This is a genomic window from Curtobacterium sp. NPDC087080, from assembly GCF_044745105.1.
Lineage (GTDB): Bacteria > Actinomycetota > Actinomycetes > Actinomycetales > Microbacteriaceae > Curtobacterium.
Genome location: NZ_JBIUZP010000001.1, coordinates 520,873 through 537,244, shown reverse-complemented (window position 1 = coordinate 537,244; position 16,372 = coordinate 520,873). Strand labels below are relative to the sequence as shown.

18 protein-coding genes are annotated in these 16,372 nt (G+C 72.2%); 17 read left to right on the top strand and 1 reads right to left on the bottom strand.

The window, feature by feature from the left end:
* Positions 1 to 483: 483 nt before the first annotated feature.
* The 17 genes from ACIPEQ_RS02515 to ACIPEQ_RS02435 all read left to right on the top strand — a co-directional run bounded on the left by ACIPEQ_RS02515 (position 484) and on the right by ACIPEQ_RS02435 (position 15,029).
* A complete protein-coding gene (locus ACIPEQ_RS02515; RefSeq protein WP_402713870.1) occupies positions 484 to 1,299 on the top strand; it encodes a sigma-70 family RNA polymerase sigma factor in 816 nt (271 codons plus the stop codon).
* A gap of 121 nt (positions 1,300 to 1,420) precedes the next feature.
* Positions 1,421 to 2,272, top strand: coding sequence for a flagellin (locus tag ACIPEQ_RS02510; protein WP_402713869.1), 852 nt, complete (start codon positions 1,421 to 1,423; stop codon positions 2,270 to 2,272).
* A gap of 92 nt (positions 2,273 to 2,364) precedes the next feature.
* Complete coding sequence (gene fliD / locus ACIPEQ_RS02505) at positions 2,365 to 3,765, top strand: flagellar filament capping protein FliD (protein WP_402713867.1); 1,401 nt, start codon at positions 2,365 to 2,367, stop codon at positions 3,763 to 3,765.
* Positions 3,766 to 3,776: 11 nt separating this feature from the next.
* The gene (gene fliS / locus ACIPEQ_RS02500; RefSeq protein WP_402713866.1) at positions 3,777 to 4,253 is read left to right on the top strand and encodes a flagellar export chaperone FliS; all 477 of its coding nucleotides are present in this window, start codon (positions 3,777 to 3,779) and stop codon (positions 4,251 to 4,253) included.
* Positions 4,243 to 4,608 carry a hypothetical protein gene (locus ACIPEQ_RS02495; protein ID WP_402713864.1) on the top strand — a complete coding sequence of 122 codons (366 nt, stop codon included), beginning with the start codon at positions 4,243 to 4,245 and terminating at the stop codon, positions 4,606 to 4,608. The genes fliS and ACIPEQ_RS02495 overlap by 11 nt, the downstream gene beginning before the upstream one ends.
* A 381-nt stretch (positions 4,609 to 4,989) precedes the next feature.
* A complete protein-coding gene (locus tag ACIPEQ_RS02490; protein WP_402713862.1) occupies positions 4,990 to 5,334 on the top strand; it encodes a flagellar basal body rod protein FlgB in 345 nt (114 codons plus the stop codon).
* Positions 5,331 to 5,726: a flagellar basal body rod protein FlgC gene (locus tag ACIPEQ_RS02485; RefSeq protein ID WP_224442989.1), complete on the top strand. Its 396-nt coding sequence runs from the start codon at positions 5,331 to 5,333 to the stop codon at positions 5,724 to 5,726. The genes ACIPEQ_RS02490 and ACIPEQ_RS02485 overlap by 4 nt, the downstream gene beginning before the upstream one ends.
* Positions 5,726 to 6,097: a flagellar hook-basal body complex protein FliE gene (fliE, locus tag ACIPEQ_RS02480; RefSeq protein ID WP_402713860.1), complete on the top strand. Its 372-nt coding sequence runs from the start codon at positions 5,726 to 5,728 to the stop codon at positions 6,095 to 6,097. The genes ACIPEQ_RS02485 and fliE overlap by 1 nt, the downstream gene beginning before the upstream one ends.
* On the top strand, positions 6,097 to 7,773 hold the full coding sequence (fliF, locus tag ACIPEQ_RS02475; protein WP_402713859.1) for a flagellar basal-body MS-ring/collar protein FliF: 1,677 nt from the start codon (positions 6,097 to 6,099) through the stop codon (positions 7,771 to 7,773). Before fliE ends, fliF begins: the two co-directional genes overlap by 1 nt.
* The gene (gene fliG, locus ACIPEQ_RS02470; RefSeq protein ID WP_402713857.1) at positions 7,770 to 8,819 is read left to right on the top strand and encodes a flagellar motor switch protein FliG; all 1,050 of its coding nucleotides are present in this window, start codon (positions 7,770 to 7,772) and stop codon (positions 8,817 to 8,819) included. The genes fliF and fliG overlap by 4 nt, the downstream gene beginning before the upstream one ends.
* Positions 8,812 to 9,474 (top strand): hypothetical protein, encoded by a 663-nt coding sequence (locus ACIPEQ_RS02465; protein ID WP_402713855.1) that lies wholly within the window; start codon positions 8,812 to 8,814, stop codon positions 9,472 to 9,474. Before fliG ends, ACIPEQ_RS02465 begins: the two co-directional genes overlap by 8 nt.
* Positions 9,471 to 10,802 (top strand): FliI/YscN family ATPase, encoded by a 1,332-nt coding sequence (locus ACIPEQ_RS02460; RefSeq protein WP_402713854.1) that lies wholly within the window; start codon positions 9,471 to 9,473, stop codon positions 10,800 to 10,802. The genes ACIPEQ_RS02465 and ACIPEQ_RS02460 overlap by 4 nt, the downstream gene beginning before the upstream one ends.
* Positions 10,802 to 11,233 (top strand): flagellar export protein FliJ, encoded by a 432-nt coding sequence (locus tag ACIPEQ_RS02455; RefSeq protein WP_402713852.1) that lies wholly within the window; start codon positions 10,802 to 10,804, stop codon positions 11,231 to 11,233. The genes ACIPEQ_RS02460 and ACIPEQ_RS02455 overlap by 1 nt, the downstream gene beginning before the upstream one ends.
* Positions 11,230 to 11,958, top strand: a complete 729-nt coding sequence (locus ACIPEQ_RS02450) for a C40 family peptidase (RefSeq protein WP_402713850.1) — start codon at positions 11,230 to 11,232, stop codon at positions 11,956 to 11,958. Before ACIPEQ_RS02455 ends, ACIPEQ_RS02450 begins: the two co-directional genes overlap by 4 nt.
* Positions 11,955 to 13,343 carry a flagellar hook-length control protein FliK gene (locus ACIPEQ_RS02445; RefSeq protein ID WP_402713848.1) on the top strand — a complete coding sequence of 463 codons (1,389 nt, stop codon included), beginning with the start codon at positions 11,955 to 11,957 and terminating at the stop codon, positions 13,341 to 13,343. Before ACIPEQ_RS02450 ends, ACIPEQ_RS02445 begins: the two co-directional genes overlap by 4 nt.
* Positions 13,344 to 13,367: 24 nt before the next feature.
* A complete protein-coding gene (locus ACIPEQ_RS02440) occupies positions 13,368 to 13,799 on the top strand; it encodes a flagellar hook capping FlgD N-terminal domain-containing protein (protein WP_209677026.1) in 432 nt (143 codons plus the stop codon).
* A gap of 54 nt (positions 13,800 to 13,853) precedes the next feature.
* Positions 13,854 to 15,029, top strand: a complete 1,176-nt coding sequence (locus tag ACIPEQ_RS02435; protein WP_402713846.1) for a flagellar hook protein FlgE — start codon at positions 13,854 to 13,856, stop codon at positions 15,027 to 15,029.
* A gap of 208 nt (positions 15,030 to 15,237) precedes the next feature.
* Here ACIPEQ_RS02435 and ACIPEQ_RS02430 read toward each other — a convergent pair whose 3' ends face one another.
* Positions 15,238 to 16,290, bottom strand: coding sequence for a BLUF domain-containing protein (locus tag ACIPEQ_RS02430; RefSeq protein ID WP_354027144.1), 1,053 nt, complete (start codon positions 16,288 to 16,290; stop codon positions 15,238 to 15,240).
* Positions 16,291 to 16,372 lie beyond the last annotated feature (82 nt).

Here is a 16,372-nt window from a genome sequence, read left to right as displayed (position 1 = left end):
GGTTCGGGATCGGTGTCGGCGACGGTCGGGTCGTTCCGGTCCGCCTTCCGGTGGACAGCGGGGACTATCGACGCCGGTCGGTCGGGCGTAAGCGGACCACGGCGGTGGACGCGACCACGAGGCGGACGTGAGGGACGAGTCGGGGGCGGGTCGAGCCTCCCGGTCGTCGGTGGGCGGGGGACGAGATGTCACCCAGAGCGGGGGACGAGAACGGTCGTTCCGGCCCGTGTGTCCGCCGAAGTGCGGACCGTCGGAACCCCGCGTCCCCCCGCACTGGGGACGTTCACAGCCGGCACCGGGGACTTCCCAGCCGATACATTCGGAACGCACCGCAGGGGCTCGCCCCCGCACCGCGTCGCAGGGGCGCGGGTGCACCGCCCGGAGGGAACCGGGTGGTTCTTCGTCGACCGCACCGGCCTCCCGAGGGCCGGTGTCCGTCGCGCCCACGGACGGGTCAGTCAGCACGTCGACCAGGGGAAGCCAATGGACCGGAACGCACGCAACGCGATGATCGTGGAACACCTGCCGCTCGTCGGCTACATCGTGTCGGACGTCCGTGCGCGCGCCACCCACCTCGACCGCGACGACCTGGCTGCCGTCGGGTCCCTCGCACTCGTCGCCGCCGCCGAGGCGTTCGACCCGGATCTCGGCGTGCCCTTCGGCGCGTACGCCCGCACCCGTATCACCGGTGCCCTCGCCGACGACATGCGCTCTGCCGACTGGGCCTCCCGTGGCACCCGGAAGCGGATCCGCGAGACCCTCGCGACGCAGGAGGCCCTGTCCGCCCGACTCGGTCGTTCCGTCGGCGTGCAGGAGATCGCCGACGCGATGGGCGTCGACCGCCAGACCGCCGCCGACGCCATGTCCGACGCGGGCCGCACGGTCGGCACGATCGACGAGACCGTGCACGACGTCATCACGTCCGACCAGCCGCTGCCCGGCGAGGACCTGCTCGAAGCCGAGAAGCGCCGGTACCTGCGCGCCGCCGTCGCCGCGCTGCCCGACCGGATGCGGTTCGTGGTCGAGAACGTCTACTTCGGTGACCGCTCGGTCACCGAGGTCGCCGCCGAGCTCGGGATCACGCACTCCGCGGTGTCGCAGCAGCGGTCCGAGGCGATGCGGCTCCTGCGCGACGGACTGGCCGAGCACTACGGCGACGGCACCGCGGTCGAGCCGGTGTCCCGCACCACCGCCGCACGTCGGAGCGCGTACCTGGCGCGGGTCGCGGCGAACGCGGCCGCCGGGGTCGCCAGGGCCGTGCAGGACGCGTCGGCGCCGACGGCCGTGGCGGCCAGTTGATCTTCGGCGAGGAGATTTCCTCGCCGACACCTAACGACCTCGGCGAACCTGCCGAGAGTCACGGATGTCAGCCCATGGACGGGCAGGCACCACCACCCAAGGATTCACGGAGGAAACCACCATGGGTATGTCCATCAACACCAACCTCTCGGCACTCAACACGTACCGGAACCTCAACGCGACGCAGAACGACCTGTCGAAGTCCCTCGAGAAGCTCTCGACGGGTCTCCGCATCAACCGCGCTGCAGACGACGCTTCGGGCCTGACGATCTCCGAGGGACTCAAGTCGCAGGTCGGTGGCCTCACGGTCGCCGCCCGCAACGCGCAGGACGGCATCTCCGTCGTGCAGACCGCTGAAGGTGGCCTCACCGAGACCCACTCGATCCTCCAGCGCATGCGCGACCTGGCCGTCCAGGCGGGTAACGACTCGAACAACGCGGAGTCCCGCACCGCGATCTCGACCGAGGTCGGCCAGCTGAAGGACGAGCTCACGCGCATCTCGGGCTCGACCAACTTCAACGGCATCAAGCTGCTGGACGGCACCGCGAGCACGGACGGCACCGGCAACGGGTCGCTGACCTTCCAGGTCGGCGCCGATGGCACGTCCGCGAGCCAGATCTCGATCGACCTGTCGAAGGCCAACGTCGGGACCGTCGCCACGAACGTCGGTGCGCTGACGTTCGACTCGGCAGCGAACGCCCAGACCGCGATCGGCAAGATCGACGACGAGATCAAGTACGTCTCGGCTGCGCGTTCCAACATCGGTGCGGTCCAGAACCGTCTCGACCACGCCATCAACGTGACGAACGTGGCCAAGGAGAACCTCACCGCGGCGAGCTCGCGCATCACCGACGTCGACATGGCGCAGGAGATGGTCAAGTACACCCGCGACAACATCCTGAGCCAGGCCGGCACCTCGATGCTCGCGCAGGCGAACCAGAGCACCCAGGGCGTGCTCTCGCTCCTCCGCTAGCACCACCGACGCCGTCGTCCGGAGGAGTTCGAGTCCTCCGGACGGCGGCGTCATCACACCCACGACCACCCCCGACGACAGGGAGCCCCGCGATGTCGACGTCGTCCGTCTCGGGCAACAGTCTCGCGATCGACGGTCTGGTCAGCGGTCTCAAGACCACCGACTTGATCAACTCGCTGATGACCATCGAGCAGGTCCCGCAGACCCTGCTCAAGAACAAGCTCACCGACACGAACTCCTTCGTGTCGTCGCTGCAGACGATCAACTCGCTGGTGCAGACCCTCGCGACGAAGGCCGGCGACGCCGCCAAGGCCACGTCGCTGGACGTGTACAGTGCCACGAGCTCGTCGACCGGCGTGACCGTCGCGACCGATGCCACGGCCTCCGCCGGCTCGGTCAGCTTCCAGGTCGGGTCGACCGCGACCGCGCACGTCGGCGTCACCGCGGCGATGTCGACCTGGGCGTCGGCAGCCGAGCCGCTGACGCTCGTCGGGGCCGACGGGAAGAAGACCACCGTCACGCCGGCCTCCGGCTCGCTCGACGACGCCGTGAGCGCGATCAACAAGGCCGGCGCCGGGGTCACCGCGACGAAGGTCGCCGCCGGCACCGACACCGACGGCACGAAGCTCTACCGCCTGCAGCTCAGCGCGACGAAGACCGGCACCGCGGCGTCGTTCTCCCTCTACCGCGGGACCTCGGACGAGGTGACGGCGGGGACGGCGACGAACGTGTTCACCCAGCCAGGTGCCGCGATCGTCACACAGGGCAAGGACGCCAGCGTCACGCTGTGGGCAGGGACAGCCGCAGCGCAGACCGTGACGAGCGCGACGAACACGTTCGATGACCTGCTCCCCGGGCTCGACGTCACGGTGACCCAGACCACGACGGAGCCGGTGACGGTCACGGTCGCGCAGGACACGACGAAGGCCCAGGCCGTGGCGTCAGGGCTCGTCGACGCTTTGAACGCCGTCACCTCGTACTACGCCACGAACACCGCGGTCACGAGCACCACGAGTCCGACCACCGGGACGACGTCGACCAAGGCCGGTGTGCTGACCGGGGACGGCACGACCCGTGACGCGGTCCAGCGCCTCACGACGACGATGTCGACGCCGGTGAACGGGAAGTCGCCGTCGTCGATCGGCATCGTCATCCAGAAGGACGGCACCTTCAGCTTCGACGCCGCGGCCTTCCAGAAGGCCCTGGCGGACGATCCGCAGGGCACCCAGGCCATGCTGTCCGCGGTCGCGACGAACGTCGGCGCCTCGGCGACGGCGGCGTCGGACAAGTACACGGGGTCGATCACGACCTCGATCACCGGGCAGCAGTCGGTCGCGAAGGACCTGACGACGCAGATCGACAACTGGTCGGACCGGCTGACTGCGCGGCGGGCGACGCTGCAGGCGCAGTACTCCGCCCTCGAGACCAGCCTCAGCAAGCTCCAGTCCCAGTCGGCGTGGCTCTCGGGCCAGCTGGCATCGACGTCGAAGTGACGGGAACGACCATGAACGCCTTCGACCTGCAGTCCGCCGCCTTCCGGCAGGCCGCGCAGCCCCGCACCGTGACCGACCAGCGCCGCGCGCAGTACACGAACGAGGCCGTGCTGTCGGCGACGCCCGCGCAGCTCGTCACGATGCTCTACGACCGGCTGCTCCTCGACCTGCACCGCGCAGAGGCCGCGCAGACGACGTCCGACTGGGAGGCAGCGCGCGAGCAGCTCCTGCACGCCCAGGCGATCGTCGGCGAGCTGTCGTCCACGCTCCGGATCGACGTGTGGGACGGTGGCGAGGGACTCCTCGCGATCTACAACTACGCGTCGACCTCCCTGATCACGGCGAACGTGCACCGCGACGTGCAGGCCACGCGCGACTGCATCCGGATCCTCGAACCCCTGCGGCAGTCGTGGCACGAGGCCGCCGCGGCGCTGGCGACGACCCAGGCGCCGCAGGTCGACACCGGGGGAGCCCTCGGTGTCGCCTGACGCCATCGACGACACCACCGTCGACGCCGTCCACAGCGAGTGGGCGGCAGTGCTCGACGCCCTCGAACGCGAGCTGACCGCCAGCGCGCCGACCGCGATCGACGCGAGCGCTTCTGACCCCGTCGCGACCGCAGCGAGCGTCCTCGACGCGACCCCGTGGGCCGAGCCGACCACGCTCGGGCCCGTGCCGCGCGCACTGCTGGGTCGTGCCTCCCGGCTGTTGGCCGCGCAGCGCGACCGGATGTCGGCGCTCGAGACGGAGCGGCGGCAGACCCTGGAGCACCTCGGTGCGCTCCGCCAGGTCGCGGCGACGGACGAGCCGCGCGGCTCCGTGTACCTCGACGCCTCCGCCTGAGCCGGATCCGCGACAGCCCGAGCGAGTCCGACGACAGATGCGTCGTCGTACGACAGCGGTTCCGTCGTTCGGGTCGCAGGTCGTGGCGCGTCTCCGGGCGAGACGACAGATGCGTCGTCGTACGACAGCGGCATCGTCGCACCACAGCGGCGCGCGCGGCCCGACCACAGCGGCGCGCGGCCCGGCCACCCGGCGAGGACGCGTGCACGCGACCGGGCCGTCGGGAGCCCCCGCCCCCCCGTTCGGGGCGAGCCCTAACGCCCCACCCGCCGCCGCCGACAGCGCACCGCGAGCACGGATCGCTCACTCGTTCGGCCACGGATCGGCCACCGCCAATCGGCGACGTCGCACGACGTCGCACACCGAGGGGACGGGCCACCCGTGTTCGATTCCGTGACGAGCGTCGCGCTGCAGAGCGCGCTCGACGGGCTGTCGCTGCGGCAGCGCACCATCGCGAACAACGTCGCGAACATCAACACCCCTATGTACCACGCCGAGAAGGTGCGCTTCGAGGACGCCCTCGCGCAGTCGATCGTGCACGGTGACGGGCACACGACGCCGACCGTCGCGCGCAGCCTCGAGCCGACGAACGAGATCGGCAACAACGTGAACCTCGACCAGGAGACCCTGTCGAACGTCGACACGGTCCTGCGCTACCAGTTCGCCACCCAGGCGGTCGGCGGCGAGGCCACGGCCCTGCGCGCAGCGATGCGGACGAACTCGTGACGACCTTCGACGCGATCGGCATCGCGAGCACCGGCATGACCGTGCACCGGAAGTGGCTCGACGCGATCTCGGACAACATCGCGAACGTCAACACCGTGCGGTCGATGGACGACTCCGCGTTCCAGGCCCGCTACGTCGAGGTGCAGGAGGGTGCCGGCACGTCCGGCGCCTACGTCAAGGGCGCGGCGTTCGGCAGCGCCGCCGGCCGTGTGACCTACGACCCGGACAACCCGCTCGCGAATGCCGAAGGGTACGTCCGCATGCCGGACATCGACCTCGGCACGCAGATGGCGGACCTCATCATGGCCCAGCGCGGCTACCAGGCGAACGCCGCCGTGGTCGACCGTGCCAAGACCGCCTACGAGGCGGCACTGCAGATCGGGAAGAACTGATGCCCATCGACGCCCTGAACGGTGTGACCACCAACGCCATGACCCGCGCGTTCGCCGGAGCCGCGGACGCCGTCACCGGTACCGGCGCGCTCGGCGGTGCCGCAGGAGCCGGGGCGGCGGGCGCCGGTGCGGTCCAGCCGGCCGCCGGCGGTGACGGCTTCGCCGCGAGCCTGGGCAACGCGGTCGACGGGCTGCAGCAGCTGCAGAGCAACTCGAAGACCCTGGCGCTCAAGGCCGTCACGGGCAACCTCGACGACATCCACGACGCCACGATCGCGTCCACGCGCGCCCAGGTCACCCTCGAGCTCGTCGCAGCGGTCCGCAACAAGGGCGTCGACGCGTTCAACGAGATCATGCGGATGCAGGCCTGATGCCCGCCGCGATGCAGAACACGTGGGGGCGCATCGTCGCCTACGTGAAGGGGTTCTCCGCCGCACAGCGCACCATCGCGCTGATCGGTGTCGCCGCACTCGTGCTCGGCGGCATCGCGCTCGCGAGCTGGCTCGGCAAGGCGTCCTACGCGCCGCTCTTCACCGGGTTGGCGGCGGCCGACGCGAGCTCGATCACCGACCAGCTGACGACCGACGGTGTGCCGTACCAGCTGACCGACGGCGGTGCGACGATCCTCGTGCCGCAGGACAAGGTGTACTCGGAGCGGCTGAAGGCGGCGTCGAACAACCTGCCGTCGTCGAACGAGGGCGGCTACTCGCTGCTCGACAAGATGGGCGTGACGAGCTCCGAGTTCCAGCAGGACGTCACGTACAAGCGCGCGATCGAGGGCGAGCTCGCGAAGACGATCTCGTCGATGGACGGCGTGAAGGCCGCGACCGTGCAGCTCGCGATCCCGGAGAAGACCGTGTTCGTCTCCGAGGAGAAGGACCCGACGGCGTCGGTGTTCGTCGCGACCGAGAACGGCGCGCAGCTCACCACCGACCAGGTGCAGTCGATCGTGCACCTGACGAGCGCGGCGGTCGAGGGCATGCAGCCCACCGACGTCTCCGTCGTCGACCAGAAGGGCCAGACCCTCTCCGCGGTCGGGACCGGCGCGACGGGCAGCGGCGCGGACCAGGCGGCCGACTACGACGCGACCACCCGGAAGAAGATCCAGGACCTGCTCGACACGACGCTCGGCCCGGGCAACGCCAGCGTGGTCGTCTCGGCGACGATGAACCAGCAGTCCGGCACCCGGACGTCGGAGAGCTTCGCGCAGCCGACCACCGGCCCGGTCGCCCTGAACGAGTCGAGCTCCACCGAGCAGTACGGCTCCGGTTCCGGCGCGGGTGCCGGCGCGACCGGCGTGCTCGGCCCGGACAACATCGCGGTCCCGAACGGCACCGCCGGCGGCACGAACGCGAACGGCACGGCCACCGGTGACGACGGCTACAAGAACGAGTCGGCGACCAAGAACAACGCCGTCGACAAGACCACCGAGACGACGCAGATCCCCGCGGGCGGTGTCGAGCGGCAGACGATCTCGGTCGCCCTCAACTCCCGTGCGGACTCCGTGCAGAACGCCAACCTGCAGAGCATCAACGACCTCGTGTCCGCCGCTGCCGGTGCCGACAACACCCGCGGTGACCAGGTCCGCGTCGCGATGATGGACTTCGACGACTCCGCCGCGAAGGACGCCGCGAAGGCCCTCGAGGAGCAGCAGCAGACCGAGCAGCAGCAGGCGATGTGGTCGGCCATCCGCACCGCCGGCATCGTGCTCGCGGTCCTCGCCGCCGCGATCGTGCTCGCGATCGTCCTCGCCCGCCGTGCCCGTCGTCAGTCCCGTGAGGCGGTGGACGTCGGCGAGCTCGACGTCTTCGCCGGGGAGACCTTCGAGCTGCCGCTCGGTGGGGACGACCTGGCGATCCCCGCCGTCGAGCCGGAGACCGTCGCGCTGCCGACCCTGCCGCACGACGACGCCCCGACCGAGGTGCTGACCACCGACGAGATCAGTGCCGAACGTCGCCGCCAGGAGATCTCCGCACTCGCCGAGCGCGACCCGAAGCGCACCGCCGACCTGCTCCGCGGACTCCTCGACGACCGGTCGCCGGTGTGAGCGCCCTCGTCCCGGTCCCCGCCGGCAACGGGGCGGTCGAGCGCATCCTGACCGGCGCGCAGAAGGTCGCGCTCATCCTCATGCAGATGGAGACCGAGCGCGCCGCCGAGGTGATGAAGCAGTTCACGGAGCTCGAGGCCGAGGAGATCAGCGCGGAGATCGTCCGGATGCGCCGCGTCGACGACAGCGTCGTGGACCGCACGATGAGCGAGTTCCACCGCATCACGCAGCGTGGGCGCGTGCAGAAGCGCGGCGGCAAGGACGCCGCGCTCGGGCTGCTCGAGGCATCGTTCGGCTCCGAGCGGGCCGCGGGCGTGATGGACCGGCTGGCGTCGAACCTCGCCGGGCAGTCCTTCGAGTTCCTCGACGACGCCGAGCCCGGCCAGGTCGTCAGCCTGCTCGAGGGCGAGCTGCCGCAGACCATCGCGCTCGTGCTCGCGCACCTGCGGCCCGGCCAGGCGAGCGCGGTGCTCGCCGGTGTCGACGACCGCGTGCGGACCGACGTCGCCCAGGCGTTCGCGACGATGGGCACCGCCACCCCGGAGGCCGTCGGGATCGTCGCCGGGGTCCTCCGGCAGCGCGCCGGTGCCGTGGTGTCCCCGCGCGAGAGCGTCGAGGTCGTCGGCGGCATCGCACCCCTCGTCGAGATCATCAACCGCTCGGACGTCGCCACCGAGAAGGCCGTGCTCGACGGCCTCGAGGCGCGGGACCCGGAGCTCGCCGAGGACATCCGCTCGCGCATGCTCACCTTCGAGGACATCGTCAAGCTCGAGTCCCGCGACATCCAGCAGGTCCTGCGCGGCATCGACTCGAAGCTCCTCGCGACCGCCATGAAGGGCGCGCCGGCCCCGGTCGTCGAGACCATCCGCGCGAACGTCTCGGAGCGCAACCGCCAGCTGCTGGACGACGAGCTGCAGGCCATGGGCCCGGTCCGCGTCTCGCAGGTCGAGGAGGCGCGCGCCGAGGTGGTCCGCTCCGTCCGCGAGCTCGAGGCCGAGGGCACCATCACCGTCCACCGCGCCGAGGAGGACGAGCTCGTTGACTGACGTCACCGTCCAGCGCGTCGCGTTCCCGGTGCTCGGGAGCGCGACCACCCGCGACCTCGCAGCGGCCGCCGACGTGCGCGGGCACGCCGCCGGGTACGCCGCGGGCCTCCGTGCCGCGCAGGCCGAGACCGCCGCGCTGCACGCCCGGCTCGAGGCCGAGCACGCAGCACGACTCGCCGCGCTGCAGGCCGAGACGGTCCGCCGCGTCCAGGTGCTCGACGCCGCCACGAACGCGATGCTCTCCCAGGTCGCGCCGGTCCTGCGTGACGCCGAGGAGTCCCTGGTCGACGCGGCCCTCGACCTGGCCGAGGCCGTCGTGGGGCACGTGGTCCGGTCGGGTCGCCACGACGCCGTGACCGGCGACGACGACGGCCTGAAGGCACGCACCGCCCCCGGCGCGGAGGCCACCGTCCGACGTGCGCTCGCCTCGGTCGACGCCACGGTCCCGGTGGCCGTCCGGCTCAGCCCCGCCGACGCCGCCCGCGTGGCCGACCTCGCGCTCACCGTCCCCGTCGTCGCCGACGCCGCGCTGCACGACGGCGACGCGGTCGTCGACCTGCCCGACGGGGTGCTCGACGCCCGCATCGGCGCCGCACTCGACCGCGCGCGGGTCGCGCTGGGCCGCTGCGCCGGACGACCGGAGGTGTCCCGGTGACCGCGACGCTCCTCCGTCCCCGCGGTCTGGACGAGGCGATCGCCCTCGCCGCACCACAGCGCGTCGGTGTCGTCACGAGCGCGGTCGGCCTCGGGCTGACCGTTGCCGGGGTCGACGCCCGCATCGGCGACGTCCTGATCGTCGGCGCCGAGGACGGTCCGCAGACCCCCGTCGAGGTCGTCGCCACCGACCCCACCGGCGTGCGCTCCATGCCGCTCGGACGCCTGGTCGCCGTGACCGCGGGCACACCCGTGCGCCCGACCGGTCGACCCGTGCTCGTGCCGACCGGCGCCGGGCTGTTCGGGCGGGTGCTCGACGGCCTCGGGCGGCCGATCGACGGCCGCGGTCCGCTCGACACCGACGGCTGGGTACCGATCGACCACGCGACACCGAACGCGATGGCCCGCACGCGGATCGACGCACCGATGCAGCTCGGGGTCCGCGTGCTCGACACCCTGACCACGGTCGGCCGCGGGCAGCGCATGGGCCTGTTCGCGGGCTCCGGCGTCGGCAAGTCCTCGCTCCTGTCGATGATCGCGCGCGGCAGCGACGCCGCGGTGAACGTGATCGCCCTGGTGGGGGAGCGCGGCCGCGAGGTCCGGGAGTTCCTGGAGGACGACCTCGGACCCGAGGGACTCGCCCGCTCGATCGTCGTCGTGTCGACGTCCGACGAGCCGGCCCTGATGCGCCTGCGCGCGGCGTTCGTCGCCACCCGCATCGCCGAGTCGTTCCGCGACGTCGGGCAGGACGTCGTGCTCATGATGGACTCGCTCACCCGCGTCGCCATGGCGCAGCGCGAGATCGGCCTGTCCGTGGGCGAACCGCCCGCGACCCGGGGCTACCCGCCGTCGACGTTCTCGGTGCTCGCCGGGCTGCTCGAACGCGCCGGGACCGACCGGGTCGGCAGCATCACCGGGCTGTACACGGTGCTGGTGGACGGCGACGACCACAACGAGCCGATCGCCGACAGCGCCCGGAGCATCCTCGACGGGCACGTCGTGCTCGACCGGAAGCTCGCCGTGACCGGGCACTTCCCGTCCGTCGACGCGCTCGGTTCGGTGTCCCGCGTCGCGTCGAAGGTCACCGAACCGTGGCAGCGCGCCGCGGCGACCGCGCTCCGGAAGGTGATGGCGGCGCGCCGGAACGCGCAGGACCTGCTCGACGTCGGCGCGTACCAGCCCGGGACGAACCCCCTCGTCGACGCCGCGGTCACTCACCAGGACGCCATCGACGCGTTCCTCCGGCAGGGCATGGACGAGCGTGCCGACGCCGTGACGTCCTGGCGCGCGCTCGACGCCCTCGTCGCCCGGTTGGGGGTGTCCGCCTGATGGCCAGACGCTTCCCCCTCGCCGGACTGCTGCGCCTGCGGCACGCCGAGCAGGACCGCGCTGCCGCCGCCCTGGCCGCCGCGAACGACCGGATCCGCGACACCGCCGACGCCCGGTTCGCCGCTCGGCGCACCCTGGCGGACCGCGAGCAGGCGCAGCCCGTCACCGACGCCGCGACCCTCAGCGCCCTCGCCGCCGCCCGGGCCTCCACGCGCGGGATGCTCGAGGAGCTCGACGCCGTCGCGCGCACCCGTCGCGCCGAGGCCGACGGCGCCCAGGCCGCGTACTCGGCGGCCCGCCGTGCCGCACTCGGCCTCGAGAAGCTCGAGGGGCACCACGACCGCGAGCAGGCCGCCGCCGACCTGCGCGCCGAGCAGGACGCCCTCGACGAGATCGCGGCACGACGCCGCACGGAAGGTGGTGCCCGATGAGCGTGGACGCCGTGCTCTCCCGGATCGCCGACATCCGGTCCCAGATCGACGCCCTCCGCGGCGGCACCACGACCGCCGCCGGTTCCGCCTCCGCCTCGGGCGATGCGGCGAGCGGCGCGTTCGCCGACGCCCTGGCGACCGCGACCGGCACGTCGACCTCTGCGACGACCGGCACGGCAGCGACCGACTCGGCGACGCGCACGCCGGCGACGTCGGTGGACGCCGGTCGCGGCACCCTGGCGACCGGCAGCGGCGCCACCGGGTCCGACGTCGTCGAGGACGCGAAGAAGTACCTCGGTGTGCCCTACGTCTTCGGCGGGACGACGCGGTCCGGCATGGACTGCTCCGGACTCGTGCAGACGGTGTTCAAGGACCTCGGGGTGACCATGCCACGCGTGGTGCCCGACCAGGCGGACATGGGGGTGCCCGTCGGGTCGCTCAAGGACGCGAAGCCGGGCGACCTGATCATCCCGAAGGGCGAGCAGCACATCGTGATCTACGTCGGCGACGGCAAGGTGCTGCACGCGCCCCGCCCCGGCAAGGACGTCCGGATCGTGGACAACTGGTACAAGGACTCCGACATCGCGACGATCCGCCGCATCGCGCCGAGCGAGGCCGCGGCGCCGACGGCGGCCCGGTCCGTCCCGACCACCGGAGCGGCGCAGTCGGTCACCGACCTGCAGACCGCGGCGCTCCTGTCCGCGATGCGGGGGAGTGCGGCATGAGCACCGTGACCACGACACCCGTCCCGTCGGCGACCCCGGGGTCGACCGGCAGCGGCGCAGGACCCTCGTCGGCGTCCGCGCTCCCCTTCGGCGTCGCCCTCGCGGCCGTCGGCAGCGCGCGAGCATCCGTCGCCGGTGCGCAGACCTCGGCGGCCGGAGCAGCCTCGTCCTCCGGCGAGCCCGCAGGGACGCGCCCGGCTGCGGCTGCCGCGGCGGGCGCTGCCGAGACGCCCTCGGACGGCTCCGCCGCGAGCACCACCGTCGACCCCGTGCTCCTCGCCGCCCTCGCCGCGTCGGCCGTCGTCCCCGTGGTCCTGCCCGGCGCGGTCGTGCCCGTCGGCTCGGGCACGACCGCCGGTCAGACCGCGCCGGGGGCCACGGGCTCCGACGTCGCAGGATCCGCCGCGGACTCGACGCCCCCGTCCGCCGTCGTCCCCGCGACCGCGACGCAGCCTTCCGCAGCCGCAGTCGCAGCCGCCCAGCAGACGCCCGCCATGTCGGCCACCGACGGGCGAACGGCCGCGGCCACGACCGGTGCGACACCGGCGACCAGCGCAGCAGCGACGGAGGCAGCCCGAGCCGCGGGCGGCAGCACGACGCCGGGAACACCCCTTCGCGGACCGCGAGCCGTCCCGACCGAGGCCGCGACCGCGCCGTCCGGTCCGGTGACCGCGTCGAGCGCCACCCCCGCCGCCGCCATCGCCACCGCGGCGACCGGGCCGGCTACGGATCCGGCAGCGGCGCCGGCATCCACTGCGGGCCCGGCGGCCACCGCCGTACCGGCCGTGCAGACCGGCCCGGCCACGGGTCCGCGAACCGGCCCCGACACCGACCGGCGGCCGGGGGACCAGGGTGCTGCGAGCCTCCAGGCCGTGACCGCCCCGCGCGGTGGCGAGACGGCGTTCCCCGTCCCCGCTCCTGCGTCCACCGCACCGACCCCGCCGTCCGGAGCGGCCACGGCGAACGCTCCCGCGCCCCTCGCGCAGCAGCTCGCCCGTCCGCTGTTCACGCTCGCGCAGGCCGGCCCCGGCGACCACGTCGTCACGGTGCAGGTCGTCCCCGACCAGCTCGGTCCCGTCACCGTCCGCGCGCACGTCACCGCGCACGAGATGCACGTCGAGCTGTTCGCCGCGTCGGACGCCGGCCGCGACGCGGTCCGGCAGGTGCTGCCGGACCTCCGGCGCGACGCGGCCGGCAGCGGGGTCGCCACGACGCTCGACCTGTCGTCGCAGAACCACCCGGGGGAGCAGCCGGGTCGCGACGAGCGTCCTGCCCCGTCAGTGCCGCGTCCGGGACCCGACCTGGAGGCCCGCCCCACCCCGACCGCGCCGGTCACGGCCCGACCCACCACCGTCCGATCCGTCGGACTCGACGTCCTCGCCTGACGCGGACACGAAGGAGACCACGCCATGCCCCTCGACGGCATCACCGGCTCGGTGGACGCTGCCACACAGGCAGCCGCCCTCGCGCAGACCGCCAGTGCGAAGAAGTCGCAGACCATGGACTCCGAGGTGTTCATGAAGCTGCTCGTCACGCAGCTCCGGAACCAGGACCCGTCCTCGCCGATGGACACGAACCAGATGATCAGCCAGCAGACGCAGCTCGCGACGATGGAGCAGATCACCAACCAGACCACGACGGCGAACGAGAACTTCTCGCTGCAGATGCGGATCGCCGCCGCGAACCTCGTCGGCAAGCAGGTCAGCTACACCGACGCGAGCACCGGGACCGCGGTCTCGGGCACCGCCACCGCCGTGTCGTACGCGAAGAGCGTGCCGACCGTGACCGTGAACGGGAAGGAGGTCGACCTCGACGTGATCTCCGGTATCAAGGCGGCCTGAACCGCCAACCCGCTCCTTCCCCCCTCCTGACTTCCTTCACCGAAAGGTCGCACCATGCTCCGCTCGCTCTACTCCGGCATCTCCGGTCTCCGTTCCCACCAGCAGATGCTCGACGTCACCGGCAACAACATCGCCAACGTGAACACCGTCGGCTTCAAGTCGTCCACCACCGTCTTCCAGGACACCCTGTCGCAGATGACCCAGGGCGCCGGGGGACCGCAGACCGGCATCGGCGGCACGAACCCCGCCCAGATCGGCCTCGGCGTGCAGGTCGCCGGTGTCTCCACCAACTTCGCGCAGGGCTCCGCGCAGGCCACCGGCAAGGCCACCGACCTGATGATCTCCGGCGACGGGTTCTTCGTCACGCGTCTCGGTGGCGACACCGTGTACTCGCGCGCCGGAGCGTTCGACTTCGACGCCGACGGTCGCCTCGTCACCGCCGACGGCAAGATCGTCCAGGGGTACTCGGCCACGAACGGCGTCGTGAACGACGGCGGTGGCCTCAGCGACATCATGCTGCCGATCGGTGCCGCCGCCCCCGCGACCGCGACGAGCTCGGCGACCCTCACCGGCAACCTGCCGTCCGACACCGCAGTCAACGAGACGCTCAACCGCGACGCCACCGTGTACGACCAGTACGGCACCAAGCACACCCTGTCCCTCGCCTACCTTCGCACCGACGCGGGCTGGACGGTCAGGGCCTCGGACGGGCAGGGGACCTCCGCCGCCGGCACGATCACCTTCGGCGACGACGGCAAGATCACCAGCGGCCAGACGCTGCAGGTCGGTGGCATCACCGTCGACATGACGCAGCTGTCCGGCTTCGCGGCCCTGAACACCGCGTCGATCTCGTCGCAGAACGGGCACGAGGCGGGGTCGCTGCAGGGCTACTCGATCTCGAAGGACGGCACCGTCGTCGGGTCGTTCTCGAACGGGTCCTCGCTGGCGATCGGCCGCATCGCGCTGGCGACCTTCGCCAACCCGGCCGGCCTCGAGAAGACCGGTGCGTCGGGCTACCGCGCCACCGCGAACTCCGGCACCGCGAACGTGGGCGTGCCCGGGTCCGCCGGGGTCGGGTCGCTCGCGTCCGGCACGCTCGAGATGTCGAACGTGGACCTCTCGCAGGAGTTCACGAACCTGATCGTGGCGCAGCGCGGCTTCCAGGCGAACGCGCGGATCATCACGACCTCGGACGAGGTGCTGCAGGAGCTGACGAACCTGAAGCGGTAGGGGAGCGGAGCGGGCCTCCGGGCCGCGCGGATGCCCGGTGTGTGACTGCCCCTCGTACCACGGATCGTCGTGGCACGAGGGGCAGTCCGTCCGCCGCACGTGCGCCTCGTCCCCGGTGGTGCTGCACCTCGCGGGGCGCCGCGACAGCGCGCGGAGCGTCCGGTGGTCGAGACCTCCGTCACCGACGGACCGCGACCCCGCGCAGGCGCTAGCGGGCCTCGGTGTCCGGCGTGTCCCAGTACGACGGCTGCTCGTACTGCTCGGACCACCCGCGACGCATCCGCGTCGCCGCACGGTCGAACGCGTCGACGAGGTCCGTGTCCGTGGTGAGCAGGGCCTGCAGGCGCAGCCCGTCGTACAGCGCCAGCAACTGCTGCGCGCCCCGGACCGGGTCCATCGTCGACGGCTCCCGTCCGTCGCGGACGTCCGCCGCGAGTCCGTCACGGATCGACTGCCGGAACCGCCGGTACGTGGACCGGTAGTAGTCGGCGCCGTCCACCGTCGGGTCAGCGGCGGACGCGAGACTCGCCGCGAGGAGTTCCATCAGCGCCGGCTCCTCTGCGTGTGCGGCGAGGAGGGCGTGCAGGAACGGGACCGTGCCCTTCTCCGTCATCAACGGCGCGAGCGGCGCCGCGATCGTCTGCGTCCACCGTTCGACGGTCGCGGCGAGCAGCGCCCGCTCCGTCGGGAACACCGCACGGACCTCGTCCGCGCTCATCTCCGCACGCTCGGCAACGACGTCGAGGGTGAACCGGGTGACGCCGCCGTCGTGGAGCGCGGTGATCGCGCCGTTGATCGCACGCGTGCGGGGCGCTTCGTCCGCCTCGGCTGTCCGGCTCGTCAACGGTGCCAGAGGGTGCTTCCGGAACCACTCCAACAGCCCTCGCGCCCGGGTCAACCCGAACGACGGGTCCGCCGGCTGGCTGGGCCCGAACAGGTCGCTGAAGCCCGGGACCTGCTGCATCAGCGGGTCGAGCGGCTGGAACGCCATCGACCAGTCCGGGAACGACCGCCGGGCGACGGGCTCGTCCGCCAGCACCCGCACGTTCGTGTGCCGAGGGTCACGGCGGACCTGTTCGAAGCGGACCGCGACGGTCTCGTCGTCTCCCTCGATGATCCCGAGGCAGTTGTCGCCCTTGTGCGCCAGGATGCCGGTCACCCCGAGCGCGCTGTTCTTCTCCCGTCCGACCGCGAGGATCTGCGCGAGCTCGGTGTCCGTGATCGGACGGGTCTGCGTGCTGGTGTAGACGATCGAACGCATCAGTGCTGGTCTCCCTGCCGTAGTGGAACACGGTGCACTCTCGAGTGAACTGCGCTGTCTACTGCTCCGCAACCCCCCGACC